At 59.6% G+C, this 14437-nt stretch carries 8 protein-coding genes, 2 tRNA genes, 4 rRNA genes and 1 other RNA gene; 12 read left to right on the top strand and 3 right to left on the bottom strand.

Annotation, left to right across the window (positions count from 1 at the left end; all coding sequences use genetic code 11):
* The first annotated feature begins 511 nt into the window (after positions 1-511).
* The 7 genes from WHX56_RS08925 to WHX56_RS08955 all read left to right on the top strand — a co-directional run bounded on the left by WHX56_RS08925 (position 512) and on the right by WHX56_RS08955 (position 6678).
* Positions 512-2042, top strand: a 16S ribosomal RNA gene (locus WHX56_RS08925).
* Positions 2043-2174: 132 nt separating this feature from the next.
* Positions 2175-2251, top strand: a tRNA-Ile gene (locus WHX56_RS08930).
* 24 nt (positions 2252-2275) lie between these two features.
* A tRNA-Ala gene (locus WHX56_RS08935) sits at positions 2276-2351 on the top strand.
* 323 nt (positions 2352-2674) lie between these two features.
* Positions 2675-5558: ribosomal RNA gene (locus WHX56_RS08940) — 23S ribosomal RNA — on the top strand.
* Positions 5559-5760: 202 nt separating this feature from the next.
* A 5S ribosomal RNA gene (rrf, locus tag WHX56_RS08945) occupies positions 5761-5873 on the top strand.
* A gap of 156 nt (positions 5874-6029) precedes the next feature.
* Positions 6030-6142 (top strand): 5S ribosomal RNA (gene rrf, locus WHX56_RS08950).
* Together the 16S, 23S and 5S rRNA genes with 2 tRNA genes alongside form the textbook arrangement of a ribosomal RNA operon.
* A gap of 170 nt (positions 6143-6312) precedes the next feature.
* Positions 6313-6678: a DUF4870 family protein gene (locus WHX56_RS08955; RefSeq protein WP_062685147.1), complete on the top strand. Its 366-nt coding sequence runs from the start codon at positions 6313-6315 to the stop codon at positions 6676-6678.
* A gap of 70 nt (positions 6679-6748) precedes the next feature.
* Here the strand turns inward: WHX56_RS08955 and WHX56_RS08960 are convergent, their stop codons facing one another.
* The gene (locus WHX56_RS08960) at positions 6749-7351 is read right to left on the bottom strand and encodes a LysE family translocator (protein ID WP_338881017.1); all 603 of its coding nucleotides are present in this window, start codon (positions 7349-7351) and stop codon (positions 6749-6751) included.
* Positions 7352-7488: 137 nt separating this feature from the next.
* Here WHX56_RS08960 and WHX56_RS08965 point away from each other — a divergent pair, with 137 nt between their 5' ends.
* Positions 7489-8364, top strand: a complete 876-nt coding sequence (locus WHX56_RS08965) for a transcriptional regulator GcvA (RefSeq protein ID WP_338881018.1) — start codon at positions 7489-7491, stop codon at positions 8362-8364.
* A gap of 161 nt (positions 8365-8525) precedes the next feature.
* Here WHX56_RS08965 and WHX56_RS08970 read toward each other — a convergent pair whose 3' ends face one another.
* On the bottom strand, positions 8526-8804 hold the full coding sequence (locus WHX56_RS08970) for an SWIB/MDM2 domain-containing protein (RefSeq protein ID WP_006217453.1): 279 nt from the start codon (positions 8802-8804) through the stop codon (positions 8526-8528).
* A 147-nt stretch (positions 8805-8951) separates the two neighbouring features.
* Between WHX56_RS08970 and WHX56_RS08975 the strand changes: the two genes are divergently transcribed.
* Together WHX56_RS08975 and pyrC are read left to right on the top strand one after the other, a co-directional pair.
* Positions 8952-10145, top strand: a complete 1194-nt coding sequence (locus WHX56_RS08975; protein ID WP_129239279.1) for a M20 aminoacylase family protein — start codon at positions 8952-8954, stop codon at positions 10143-10145.
* An 11-nt stretch (positions 10146-10156) separates the two neighbouring features.
* On the top strand, positions 10157-11221 hold the full coding sequence (gene pyrC / locus WHX56_RS08980) for a dihydroorotase (protein ID WP_129239278.1): 1065 nt from the start codon (positions 10157-10159) through the stop codon (positions 11219-11221).
* 71 nt (positions 11222-11292) lie between these two features.
* Here pyrC and WHX56_RS08985 read toward each other — a convergent pair whose 3' ends face one another.
* Positions 11293-13119, bottom strand: coding sequence for an ATP-binding cassette domain-containing protein (locus tag WHX56_RS08985; protein ID WP_338881019.1), 1827 nt, complete (start codon positions 13117-13119; stop codon positions 11293-11295).
* A 132-nt stretch (positions 13120-13251) separates the two neighbouring features.
* Here WHX56_RS08985 and rnpB point away from each other — a divergent pair.
* Positions 13252-13657: RNase P RNA component class A (gene rnpB, locus WHX56_RS08990), an RNA gene on the top strand.
* A gap of 351 nt (positions 13658-14008) precedes the next feature.
* Positions 14009-14437, top strand: coding sequence for a division/cell wall cluster transcriptional repressor MraZ (gene mraZ, locus WHX56_RS08995; protein ID WP_006226256.1), 429 nt, complete (start codon positions 14009-14011; stop codon positions 14435-14437).

Genomic DNA, 14437 nt, shown 5'->3' on the forward strand with positions numbered 1-14437 from the left:
CAAATCAGGCAGAAGCCAGTTGCATAATCTGCAAAAACTGTGTTATAGTTTCGGGCTTGGCTGCTACCGAAATATTAGGGAAAACCCTGAAATTTCGGTAGCTGCTAGAGAGGAAAAGGTCTTGAAGAGGCCGCGGCAAGAAAGCGTAGCGAACCCCGCGAAGCTGACTTGACAAGCGATAAAAACTTCTTCATAATCTCGTTTCTCTGCTGCTGACACAGCGAACGGCGCGAAAGCGCCGGGCCAGTCGGCAGGCAGTAAAGAATTTAGCAGTACCGCTCTTTAACAATTAAACAACCGATAAGTGTGGGCGCTTGATGCGGGTGCGGTGATGGGTTGAGTTGGGTTTTTAAACCCGCCTCAGCTTTATCACAAGCACAATGAAATCAAGTGCTCACTAGAAGTGAAGTACCTTAGATGTCAAGTCTAAGCACATACCTCACTTCCTTTGAGTAGCGACGTATGGCTCGACCCTTTCGGGGGTTAAGAAATACGAACAAATACAGAGATTAAACTGAAGAGTTTGATCCTGGCTCAGATTGAACGCTAGCGGGATGCCTTACACATGCAAGTCGAACGGCAGCACGGACTTCGGTCTGGTGGCGAGTGGCGAACGGGTGAGTAATGTATCGGAACGTGCCCAGTAGCGGGGGATAACTACGCGAAAGCGTGGCTAATACCGCATACGCCCCACGGGGGAAAGCAGGGGATCGCAAGACCTTGCACTATTGGAGCGGCCGATATCGGATTAGCTAGTTGGTGGGGTAACGGCTCACCAAGGCGACGATCCGTAGCTGGTTTGAGAGGACGACCAGCCACACTGGGACTGAGACACGGCCCAGACTCCTACGGGAGGCAGCAGTGGGGAATTTTGGACAATGGGGGAAACCCTGATCCAGCCATCCCGCGTGTGCGATGAAGGCCTTCGGGTTGTAAAGCACTTTTGGCAGGAAAGAAACGTCGCGGGTTAATACCCCGCGGAACTGACGGTACCTGCAGAATAAGCACCGGCTAACTACGTGCCAGCAGCCGCGGTAATACGTAGGGTGCAAGCGTTAATCGGAATTACTGGGCGTAAAGCGTGCGCAGGCGGTTCGGAAAGAAAGATGTGAAATCCCAGAGCTTAACTTTGGAACTGCATTTTTAACTACCGGGCTAGAGTGTGTCAGAGGGAGGTGGAATTCCGCGTGTAGCAGTGAAATGCGTAGATATGCGGAGGAACACCGATGGCGAAGGCAGCCTCCTGGGATAACACTGACGCTCATGCACGAAAGCGTGGGGAGCAAACAGGATTAGATACCCTGGTAGTCCACGCCCTAAACGATGTCAACTAGCTGTTGGGGCCTTCGGGCCTTGGTAGCGCAGCTAACGCGTGAAGTTGACCGCCTGGGGAGTACGGTCGCAAGATTAAAACTCAAAGGAATTGACGGGGACCCGCACAAGCGGTGGATGATGTGGATTAATTCGATGCAACGCGAAAAACCTTACCTACCCTTGACATGTCTGGAATCCTGAAGAGATTTAGGAGTGCTCGCAAGAGAACCGGAACACAGGTGCTGCATGGCTGTCGTCAGCTCGTGTCGTGAGATGTTGGGTTAAGTCCCGCAACGAGCGCAACCCTTGTCATTAGTTGCTACGAAAGGGCACTCTAATGAGACTGCCGGTGACAAACCGGAGGAAGGTGGGGATGACGTCAAGTCCTCATGGCCCTTATGGGTAGGGCTTCACACGTCATACAATGGTCGGGACAGAGGGTCGCCAACCCGCGAGGGGGAGCCAATCCCAGAAACCCGATCGTAGTCCGGATCGCAGTCTGCAACTCGACTGCGTGAAGTCGGAATCGCTAGTAATCGCGGATCAGCATGTCGCGGTGAATACGTTCCCGGGTCTTGTACACACCGCCCGTCACACCATGGGAGTGGGTTTTACCAGAAGTAGTTAGCCTAACCGCAAGGAGGGCGATTACCACGGTAGGATTCATGACTGGGGTGAAGTCGTAACAAGGTAGCCGTATCGGAAGGTGCGGCTGGATCACCTCCTTTCAGAGCTTAAGTGCTCGTGTTAAGCGTCCACTCTTATCGGTTGTTTGATATAGCTGGGATCGGTTGTAGGCTTGGGTCGAGGGAATCTTCCCTGGGTCTTCAGCCACCTGACTACTGATCCGAAAAGGTTTTGGGTCTGTAGCTCAGTCGGTTAGAGCACCGTCTTGATAAGGCGGGGGTCGTTGGTTCGAATCCAACCAGACCCACCAGGTATTCTGCGCGAAGCAGGGTATGGGGGTGTAGCTCAGCTGGGAGAGCGCCTGCTTTGCAAGCAGGATGTCATCGGTTCGATCCCGTTCACCTCCACCATCGAATATGAATGATCTTCGATCTTTATATTCACCTGGTGCAGCGTAGAGGCCAACTCATAACGTCGCGATTCAAGTTTGAATCCTCGGCTTTATGAGTTGGGTTTTACCCAACAGCTATATTCGTTCTTTAACAATCTGGAAGAAGCACAACGAAATGTACTTATCAAGTAATCAGCTTCGCTGATGAAGATGAGTACGGGTTGTGATTGCATTAATTTTGTTCCAAGTTCTCAAGACTGGGGTGAATAACCTCAGACTGCTTTGAAACTTATGAACGGCACAAACGCTAATACTCAGGTCCTATAGCCTACAGCGTTATAGGATCAAGCGACTAAGTGCATATGGTGGATGCCTTGGCGATCACAGGCGATGAAGGACGTAGTAGCCTGCGAAAAGCTGCGGGGAGCTGGCAAACAAGCTTTGATCCGCAGATATCCGAATGGGGAAACCCACCGCAGCAATGCGGTATCCCTAGCTGAATACATAGGCTAGTGGAAGCGAACCGGGTGAACTGAAACATCTCAGTAGCTCGAGGAAAAGAAATCAACCGAGATTCCGAAAGTAGTGGCGAGCGAAATCGGAAGAGCCTTTACGTTTTAGCATGCAAGATAGTCGAACGGAATGGAAAGTCCGGCCGTAGCAGGTGATAGCCCTGTAGATGAAATTTTGTGTGTGGAACTAAGCGTAAGACAAGTAGGGCGGGACACGTGAAATCCTGTTTGAAGATGGGGGGACCATCCTCCAAGGCTAAATACTCGTGATCGACCGATAGTGAACCAGTACCGTGAGGGAAAGGCGAAAAGAACCCCGGAAGGGGAGTGAAATAGATCCTGAAACCGTATGCATACAAACAGTAGGAGCCTCCTTGTGGGGTGACTGCGTACCTTTTGTATAATGGGTCAGCGACTTACATTCAGTGGCAAGGTTAACCGAATAGGGAAGCCGTAGCGAAAGCGAGTCCGAATAGGGCGATTTTAGTCGCTGGGTGTAGACCCGAAACCAGATGATCTATCCATGGCCAGGTTGAAGGCACGGTAACACGTGCTGGAGGACCGAACCCACTAATGTTGAAAAATTAGGGGATGAGCTGTGGATAGGGGTGAAAGGCTAAACAAATCTGGAAATAGCTGGTTCTCTCCGAAAACTATTTAGGTAGTGCCTCAAGTATTACTGCGGGGGGTAGAGCACTGTTATAGCTAGGGGGTCATGGCGACTTACCAAACTATGGCAAACTCCGAATACCCGCAAGTACAGCTTGGGAGACAGAGCACCGGGTGCTAACGTCCGGACTCAAGAGGGAAACAACCCAGACCGCCAGCTAAGGTCCCGAATTATCGCTAAGTGGGAAACGAAGTGGGAAGGCATAGACAGTCAGGAGGTTGGCTTAGAAGCAGCCATCCTTTAAAGAAAGCGTAATAGCTCACTGATCGAGTCGTCCTGCGCGGAAGATGTAACGGGGCTAAGCGATAAACCGAAGCTGCGGGTGTGCACTTTGTGCACGCGGTAGGAGAGCGTTCTGTAAGCCTGCGAAGGTGGCTTGTAAAGGCTGCTGGAGGTATCAGAAGTGCGAATGCTGACATGAGTAGCGATAAAGGGGGTGAAAAGCCCCCTCGCCGTAAGTCCAAGGTTTCCTGCGCAACGTTCATCGGCGCAGGGTGAGTCGGCCCCTAAGGCGAGGCAGAGATGCGTAGCTGATGGGAAGCTGGTTAATATTCCAGCACCGTCGTACAGTGCGATGGGGGGACGGATTGCGGAAGATCATCAGGGTGTTGGATGTCCCTGTTGCTGTATCGAAGATGGCGCTTAGGCAAATCCGGGCGCGTAAATCAAGGGTATGGCACGAGCGAGCATGGCTTGCGAAGTGATTGGAAGTGGTTCCAAGAAAAGCCTCTAAGCTTCAGCTGTACGAGACCGTACCGCAAACCGACACAGGTGGACGGGATGAATATTCCAAGGCGCTTGAGAGAACTCAGGAGAAGGAACTCGGCAAATTGATACCGTAACTTCGGGAGAAGGTATACCCCGGTAGTGTGACGCGCCTGCGCGCTGAGCATGATGGGGTCGCAGAGAATCGGTGGCTGCGACTGTTTATTAAAAACACAGCACTCTGCAAAGACGAAAGTCGACGTATAGGGTGTGACGCCTGCCCGGTGCCGGAAGGTTAAGTGATGGGGTGCAAGCTCTTGATCGAAGCCCCGGTAAACGGCGGCCGTAACTATAACGGTCCTAAGGTAGCGAAATTCCTTGTCGGGTAAGTTCCGACCTGCACGAATGGCGTAACGATGGCCACACTGTCTCCTCCTGAGACTCAGCGAAGTTGAAGTGTTTGTGATGATGCAATCTACCCGCGGCTAGACGGAAAGACCCCATGAACCTTTACTGTAGCTTTGCATTGATCTGTGAACCGGCCTGTGTAGGATAGGTGGGAGGCTTTGAAGCGTGGTCGCTAGATCGCGTGGAGCCAACCTTGAAATACCACCCTGGTTTGTTTGCGGTTCTAACCTTGGTCCGTTATCCGGATCGGGGACAGTGCATGGTGGGCAGTTTGACTGGGGCGGTCTCCTCCCAAAGTGTAACGGAGGAGTTCGAAGGTACGCTAGGTACGGTCGGAAATCGTGCTGATAGTGCAATGGCATAAGCGTGCTTGACTGTGAGACTGACAAGTCGAACAGGTGCGAAAGCAGGACATAGTGATCCGGTGGTTCTGAATGGAAGGGCCATCGCTCAACGGATAAAAGGTACTCTGGGGATAACAGGCTGATACCGCCCAAGAGTTCATATCGACGGCGGTGTTTGGCACCTCGATGTCGGCTCATCTCATCCTGGGGCTGTAGCCGGTCCCAAGGGTATGGCTGTTCGCCATTTAAAGAGGTACGTGAGCTGGGTTTAAAACGTCGTGAGACAGTTTGGTCCCTATCTGCCGTGGGCGTTGGATACTTGACGGAGCCTGCTCCTAGTACGAGAGGACCGGAGTGGACGTACCTCTGGTGTACCGGTTGTCATGCCAATGGCATTGCCGGGTAGCTAAGTACGGAAGAGATAACCGCTGAAGGCATCTAAGCGGGAAACTCGTCTGAAGATAAGGTATCCCGGGGACTTGATCCCCCTGAAGGGTCGTTCGAGACCAGGACGTTGATAGGTCGGGTGTGGAAGCGCAGTAATGCGTTAAGCTAACCGATACTAATTGCCCGTGAGGCTTGATCCTATAACACTGATGGTTATTGACCTGGTGATGTAGCGTTCCAAGTGTCGTTCAAATCAAAATCTGGCTGCACCGTCGGCAGCCAGCCAACATCAATTACACCCCCTTCGTGCGTGACCATCGAGTTCGACTCTGGTCACCACGCGTTGTGTTTCTTCCCAGATTGGAGCGGCTGCGCTTACGCGCGGCAGCTCAACCAGTTACGCCTGACGACCATAGCGAGTTGGTCCCACTCCTTCCCATCCCGAACAGGACAGTGAAACGACTTTGCGCCGATGATAGTGGACGGACGTCTGTGAAAGTAGGTCATCGTCAGGCTTTTATTCCGCAAAACCCCACAGGTATAACCTGTGGGGTTTTGTCTTTTGTGAGAGCCCATGAGGGCGCTTGTCGAGTCAGTCTCCAGGCGCCAGCGTCGGGCCAGCTCCAGAATTGGAGCGCTTGCCATGATGGGCAGGCGTTCAAACAGCTATGCCTGACAACCATAGCGAGGTGGTCCCACTCCTTCCCATCCCGAACAGGACAGTGAAACGCCTTTGCGCCGATGATAGTGGACGGACGTCCGTGAAAGTAGGTCATCGTCAGGCTTCAATCCCGGAACCCCACAGCTTGCGCTGTGGGGTTTTTCTTTGTCGCTCGTCAACCGCCAATCAAGCTGCAAGCCGCGCCAGCATTGAATGTGCCCAAATAACAACGGCCGTGGGCGGGGTGGCTTTGTGCGGTAAGATTGACCGAGTCAATTCGTTGGAGCGTTATCGTGAGTGATCCCCAGACCCCCGTGCCCGGTACGACTTTAGATCTGCGCACGCTGACCCACGTTGCCTATGGCCTGTACGCCCTGGGCTTTTTGACGAGTGGATTCCTGGGCATCGCCACGCTGGCGGCCGTCGTGCTGATGTACATCAAGCGCTCGGATGCCGCGGGCACCGTCTACGCCTCTCACTTCGACTGGCTGCTGCGCACTTTCTGGTGGGCCCTGCTGTGGCTGGCGATCAGCGCCATCGCTACGCTTATTTTCATCGGGTGGATCGGCCTGGCCGCCACCGTGGTCTGGGTGCTGTACCGCCTGATCAAGGGTTGGCTGGCCTTGCTGGAAGGCGCGGCGCCGACGACTTACGCCTGAGCGTTCACACCCCGAAAAAAAGGCCGGCATCCGCCGGCCTTTTTCAATTGGGGCGTCTTTCGAGGCGGATCTAGGACACGATCACATAAGCGGCGACCGCCAGCATGGCGCTGCCGAACACCAAGGCCTGGATCCTCAAGGCGCGCGCAGACGTGAAACGCCCCAGGACGACCTGGCCGCCGTAGATCCAGGGGAAATGGCAGAACAATCCCAGGATCACGAATGCGGCGCTCAACTGCGCGACCTGGCCTGCCAGGCCGGTTCCCGGCACCAGGAACTGGGCGAACATCACGATGATCATCGAATGGATCTTGGGATTCAACACCACGCAGACGAAGCCATCGAGCAATCCCAGGCGCTTGCCGCCGCGCTGCTGGCCCGCGGGCGCGGCCGAGGCGCGGAAGAAGCCCCACGCGAGGTACAGCAGATAGGCGGCGCCGGCCCATTTCAGAATGGCGTGGAGCTGGGGATACTCGTGGAGGGTGCCGCCCAGGCCCAGTCCATAGAGGGCGCAAAGCGCGGCGTTGCCGGCTTCGAAGCCCACCCAGAACGGCACGGAGCCGCGCACGCCATAACGGCCGCCCGCCGTGGCCAGCAAGGTATTGCCGGGCCCCGGGCTGGCGATCATCGGCACCGCATATCCGAGGAATACCGCCCAAACGTCCCAAGCCATCATCGCCGCCGTCCTTTCGCGTGGTAGAGGCCGGCGGCGCCAGGCGCCTGCCGGAAGGGCTCTAGTAGATAGCGCTATCCGGCGGGCGCAAAACGATCTATTCTCATACGCTTCATAAATACAGCTAATCAAGGACGATGCGACGCCTGCCGCCTCTTGGAGCGCTGCGCGCCTTCGAGGCCGCCGCCCGGCACCTGAGTTTCACGCGCGCGGCGGGCGAGCTTTGCGTGACGCAAGCCGCCATCAGCCATCAGGTGCGGCAGCTCGAGGACTGGTTGGGCGAGCCGCTGTTCACGCGCCGCGGCCACGCGCTGACGCTGACCCGCAAGGGCGCGTCCTACCTGGCGGAGTTGTCGCAGGCGTTCGACCAGATCGCGGCGGCGACCGGGCGCGTGCGCGAATCGCGCGACGGCCCATTGCGCATCACGGTATTGCCGTCGTTCGCGTCACGCTGGCTGTTGCCCCGCCTGCCGGCGTTTCGCGCCAGGCATCCCGAAGTGGATTTGCGCGTGACGAGTTCCCTGGATACGTGGAGCGGCGACGATGCGTTCGATGCCGGCATCCGTTCCGGGCTGGGCCGATGGCCGGGCCTGAAGGCGGATCTGCTGGCGCGCGAATCGCTGTCTCCCGTGTGCAGCCCCGCATTGGCGAAAGGCCCGCCGTTGCTGGCCGAGCCGGCCGACCTGGCCTCGGTGCCCTTGCTGCACGATCAGCCGCGAGGGGCATGGGAACAATGGTGCCGCCATGCGAATGTCTCGCTGGATCTATCGCAAGGTCCGGCATTCAATGATTCCGCGCTGGTCCTGCAGGCCGCGATAGACGGGCAGGGCGTCGCGTTGGGACGCTTGACGCTTGCGGGCGACGATTTGCGCAAAGGGCGATTGGTGCGGCTCTTCGATCTGGCCTTGCCGAACGACTATAGCTATTGGATTGTCTACACGCGCGCGGCGGCGCAGCGTCCGGACTTGGCGGCTTTTCGCGGCTGGTTGCTCGAAGAAGCGCGCAAGGCTTGACGATCAGGCGATGCGGGGAGGGATGTGGCAGCGCAGGCGGCGAAGGTGCCGGGATGCGGAGGAGATGGCGCTATTGCAAGCGATGCGGGCTCGCCCGGCACTGAGCCAGGGCGTCGCGGCGAGCAGGAGGCAGGGACGTACGGGGTACGCCCTTTGCCTGCTTACTTCAGATGTGCGTTGACCAGCTTGGTCAGTTCGAACATCGTGACCTGATCCTTGCCGAAGATCGGGCGCAGCTTGGCATCGGCGTTGATGTTGCGCTTGTTGCTGGCATCTTGCAGGTTGTGCTTCTTGATGTATTCCCAGATCTTCTTGGTGACCTCGGTACGCGGCACGGCTTCCGAGCCGATGACAGCCGCCAATTCGGCGCTCGGGGTCAGGGGCTTCATGAATGCAGCGTTCGGCTTGCGCGCGGTCGCGGGTTTGGAGGTTGTGGCCATAATGCGGCGCTCCTTCTCTGGCTGTTGGAAAAATTGTCCTGCGGCCGGAGCATAACGTGTCTCTCCCGTAAAGACAAAGGCATTTATCCTCTGTAGCAACTAAAATGCTCAGATTGTCCTTTCTATCTCGTCATTCTGTAACCTCCTATGTACGCACGATCTCCGTTGGAATCGATTCGGCTGTTTCACGACGAATTGACGGCGCTGCGGCGCGATTTGCACGCCCATCCCGAGCTGGGCTTCGAGGAGGTGCGGACGTCCGGGATCGTCGCCGGCGCCCTTGAAGCGCTGGGAATCGAGGTGCATCGAGGCATCGGCAAGACGGGCGTGGTCGGGGTCATCCGGGGCAAGCGCTTCGACAGCGGGCGCATGATCGGCCTGCGCGCCGACATGGATGCGCTGCCCATGACGGAGGACAACGATTTCGGCCACAAGTCCACCAAGCCCGGCCTCATGCACGGCTGCGGCCATGACGGCCACACGGCCATCCTGATCGGGGCGGCGAAGTACCTGGCGCAGACGCGCAATTTCGACGGCACCGCGGTGCTGATTTTCCAGCCCGCCGAAGAAGGGCGCGGCGGCGCGCGCGCCATGCTCGAAGACGGCCTGTTCGATACCTTCCCTTGCGACGCGATCTATGCGCTGCATAATTGGCCCGGCCTGAAGCCGGGCACGGTGGGCATCAATCCCGGGCCGATGATGGCCGCGGCCGACCGCTTCGAGATCCTGATCACGGGGCGCGGCGGCCACGGCGCGCATCCCTACCAGACCATCGATCCGGTCACCATCGCGGGGCAGATCATCACGGCCCTGCAGACGATCGTGTCGCGCAACGTGAATCCGCTGGATTCGGCGGTCGTGTCCATCGGATCCCTGCAGGCCGGGCATCCCGGCGCGATGAGCGTGATTCCGCGCGAAGCGAAGATGGTGGGCACGGTGCGCACGTTCCGCAAGTCCGTGCAGGAGATGGTGGAAACGCGCATGCGCGAACTGGTGTCGGCCATCGCCGGCGCATTCGGCGGCACGGCCGAAGTGGTCTACGAACGTATTTATCCCGCGACCTTGAACACGCCGCAGCACGCCAACCTGGTGGCCGACATCGCCACCGAGATGATAGGCAAGGAGAACGTGGTGCGCGACCTGGTGCCGTCGATGGGTTCCGAGGATTTCTCCTTCATGCTGCAGAGCAAGCCGGGCGCTTATTTCCGGCTGGGGCAGGGCGGGGCCGATTCCGGCTGCGTGCTGCACAACTCGCATTTCGATTTCAACGATGCCGTCATTCCCCTGGGCAGCGCGATGTTCTGCGCGCTGGCCGAACGGGGCATGCCGCTGGCAGATTAAGAAGCCTTTCCATGTCTACTCAAAACACGACTCAGCTCACCATCACCCGGCCGGACGACTGGCACCTGCACCTGCGCGACGGCGCGGCCCTGCAAGCCGTGGTGGCGGACACCGCTCGCCAGTTCGCGCGCGCGATCATCATGCCGAACCTGAGGCCGCCGGTCACGACCACCGAGCAGGCGCTGGCCTATCGCGGCCGCATTCTCGAGGCACTGGCCAGGGCGGGCGGCAATCCCGCGACCTTCACGCCGCTGATGACGCTCTACCTGACGGACAACACGTCCTCCGAAGAGATCTTCCGCGCGCATGAATCGGGCCAGGTCTATGCGGTGAAGCTGTATCCCGCCGGCGCCACGACCAACTCGGACGCGGGCGTGACCGACCTGCTGGGCAAATGCGCGAAGGCGCTCGAGGCGCTGGAAAAATGTGGCATGCCCTTGCTGGTGCATGGCGAAGTGACGGATCCGTCGATCGACGTGTTCGACCGCGAAGCGATTTTCGTCGAGCGCGTGATGAAGCCCCTGCGTCGCGCCTTCCCCGCCCTGAAGGTCGTGTTCGAACACATCACGACGAAAGAAGGCGCGGAATATGTGCGGGATGCCGAAGGGCCGATCGCGGCGACGATCACGCCGCAGCACATGCTGTACAACCGCAACGCGATTTTCCAGGGCGGCGTGCGGCCGCATTGGTACTGCCTGCCGATCCTGAAGCGCGAAACCCACCGCCAGGCGCTGGTCGAGGCCGCCACCAGCGGCAGCCCGCGCTTCTTCCTCGGCACCGACAGCGCGCCGCATGCGCGCGGACTGAAGGAACATGCCTGCGGCTGTGCCGGCTGCTACACGGCCCTGCACGCTATGGAACTGTACGCGACCGCGTTCGACGCGGCCGGAAAGCTGGACAAGCTGGAAGGCTTCGCCAGTTTCCACGGCCCGGACTTCTACGGCCTGCCGCGCAACACCGGCACGCTGACGCTGGTGCGCGAGACCTACCAGGTGCCCGACGACTTGCCGTTCGGCGACACGACGCTGGTGCCGCTGGCCGCCGGCGAAGCGCTGGCCTGGCGCGCTCGCGCCTAGGCGCTTGCACGGGCTGTCCCCGGACAGCCCGTTTCCCTTGCTTCTCTATATGTATATAGAGAGGCGTCAAATCACAGCGTGCCCTCGCGGCGCGCTTCCAGCAGTTCCCAGCGGGCGAACCGTTCTTCCAGGTCGCTTTCCAGTTTGGCCAGTTCGCTGTTGATGCGCTCGACCTCGGCCGGCGCATCGCGGTACAGGCTGCCATCCGCCAGTTTGCCGGCAAGTTCCGCCTGCTGCGCTTCCAGCGCGGCGATGGCGTCGGGCAGGCCTTCCAGTTCGCGCAGTTCCCAGGAGTTCATCTTGGACGACTTGGCGGGCTTGGGACGCGCGGCCTTGGCGCGCGCGGCGCTGTCGTCCGCGGCCCGGGCGGGGCTATCGGCGTCTTCAGGGGCGGCGGCGGGCGCGGGCCGCTGGGCGACCCATTCGTCGTAGCCGCCGATATAGTCGCGCCAGCGGCCATTGCCTTCGTAGGCAATGGTCTGGGTGACGACGTTGTTCAGGAAGGCGCGGTCATGGCTGACGAGCAGCACGGTGCCCGGGTATTCCTGCAGCAGTTCTTCCAGCAGCTCCAGCGTTTCGATGTCGAGGTCGTTGGTGGGTTCGTCCAGCACCAGCACGTTGGCGGGCCGGGCGAACAGCCGCGCCAGCAGCAGGCGGGCGCGTTCGCCGCCCGACAGGCTGCGCACGGGCGACCCGGCGCGCGCCGGCGAAAACAGGAAGTCGCCCAGATAGCTCATGACGTGCTTGCGGGTGCCGCCGATTTCGACCCATTCGCTGCCCGGGCTGATGATGTCGACCAGCGTGGCGTTTTCGTCCAGTTGCGCGCGCATCTGGTCGAAGTAGGCGACCGACACGTTGGTGCCCATCCGCGTTGCGCCGCTGTCGGGCTGCATTTCGCCCAGGATCAGCTTGAGCAGGGTGGTTTTGCCGGCGCCGTTGGGGCCGATGATGCCGATGCGGTCGCCGCGCAGGATGGTGGTGGAGTAATCGTCCACCACGATCTTGTCGCCGAACGTCTTGCCGACGTGTTCGAGTTCGGCGACGAGCTTGCCGGAGCGCTGGCCTTCGGCCAGCGCCAGCGAAACATTGCCCACGCGCTCGCGGCGCTCGGCGCGTTCGACGCGCAGCCGCTCCAGGCGGCGCACCCGGCCTTCGTTGCGGGTGCGGCGGGCTTCGACGCCCTTGCGTATCCAGACCTCCTCCTGCGCCAGCAGCTTGTCGAAGCGGGCCTGTTCCAGCCGTTCGGACTCCAGCCACTGGGCCTTGCGTTCCTGCCATTGCGAGAAGTTGCCGGGAAAGCTCAGCAGCCGCCCGCGGTCGAGTTCGACGATGCGCGTGGCGATGGCGTCCAGGAAGCGGCGGTCGTGGGTGATGATGACCGCGGCGCCTTTCCAGCCGCGCAGCATGTCTTCCAGCCAGGCGATGCCTTCGAAGTCGAGATGGTTGGTGGGTTCGTCCAGCAGCAGCAAGTCCGGTTCGTCGACCAGCGCCCGGGCCAGCGCGACGCGCTTGCGCGTTCCGCCGGACAGGCCGGCGATCTGCACGTCGGCGGGCAGGCCGAGTTTTTCGAGCACGGCGCGCACGCGCGACGGGCGCTGCCAGTCTTCGTGGTCGCCTTCCGCATTGCAGACCGCGTCGAAGACCGTGGCGTTCTCGTCGAGCTCGGGTTCCTGTTCGACGGTGGCCACGCGCAAGCCGGAGCTGCGGGCGATGTCGCCGTCGTCGGGCTGCGTTCTGCCGTCGAGCAGCCTGAGCAGGGAGGACTTGCCGGCGCCGTTGCGGCCGATGAGGCCGATGCGCTCGCCGGCCTGGATGGCGAAATCGGCGTGATCCAGCAGCGGGTGGTGGCCGTAGGCCAACTGGACATCGGTAAGGGTGATGAGGGTAGCGAGGGCCATGTAATGGGGCAGCGTCTGCGTCTGTGCGAATCAAGGCGTATTGTCGCAGGAACCCGCAAGGCCGTTTTGGGGAGGGCGGTTCGCGGCGCTCTTCGGGGACGGAGCCGCCACCTGTACTAGAATACGAACCGCAAGGCGGGTCGGGCGATCGCGGTGGATGCGAATCCATCGAGGAAGGTCCGGACTCCACAGGGCAGGATAACGGCTAACGGCCGTCCGGCCGCGTCTTCGGGCGCGGTTGAGGAACAGGGCCACAGAGACGAGTCTGCGGGGTGGGCGCGCATCGCGCGCACAGGTACGGCCATCTCCGTACCGCGCCGTCCGGCAACGGGCGGCGGCATCGCAGGGTGAAACGCGGCAACCTCTATCCGGAGCAACATCAAATAGGCATGCGTGCGGTCTTCGGGCCGCGAAGGGCGGCTCCGTCCAAGCATGCGGGTAGATGGCTACAGCGGCCCAGCAATGGTCCGCGCAGAGGAATGATCGTCCGCCAGGGAAACCTGGTGTACAGAATCCGGCCTATAGATCCGTCTTGCAACTTATTCCCAAAACGAGCGGCACCGGACGGGTTTCCGGAGCCGCTCGGACCGGTCCGGCATTTTTCCGCCGGCTTCCGGCGCCGGGTGCGGCGGGAAGCCTCGCCAATAGGAGCGAAGGACCGATCGTAAAACAATGCAAAGCCATTGTTAGCCGCTACTTCTGAAGAAGGACTTTTAGATAGTGCCGCAACCTCCTGATTTATTAGGAGGTTTTTGTTTTTGCGGTTTTACATATTGATCTAAGTCCTTGTTGTGATTGAAAAAATTGCAACCACGCGCTTGACCGCCCCTGTCCCATACCGTAGAGTGGGAAATAGTAGGAAATTGTGCAATTAAGTGGGGTAAAAGTGGTGTTTCAGGGAAGCAGCGCGCTCACGCTGGATGCCAAGGGACGGATCTCGATTCCGACCCGGCATCGTGACGCGCTCATGTCGCAGGCCGATGGCCGGCTGACCCTGACCCGCCACCCTGACGGCTGCTTGCTGGTGTACCCGCGGCCCGAGTGGGAAAAGAAGCGCGAACAGATCGCCGCTTTTCCCATGACGGCCCGCGCGTTGCAGCGGCTGTTGCTGGGCAACGCTCAGGACGTGGAACTGGACGGCTCCGGCCGGGTCCTGATCGCGCCTGAACTGCGCAACGCTTCCGGTATGACGCGCGACGTGATGCTGCTCGGTCTGGGCGCGCACTTCGAGCTGTGGGACGCCGCTACCCTGGCCAGCCGCGAGGCTGAAGACCTGGCCAAGGGTATGCCGGATGTGTTGAACCAGTTTTCGTTCTGA

This window comes from Achromobacter veterisilvae (assembly GCF_037619525.1).
GTDB lineage: Bacteria > Pseudomonadota > Gammaproteobacteria > Burkholderiales > Burkholderiaceae_B > Achromobacter > Achromobacter veterisilvae.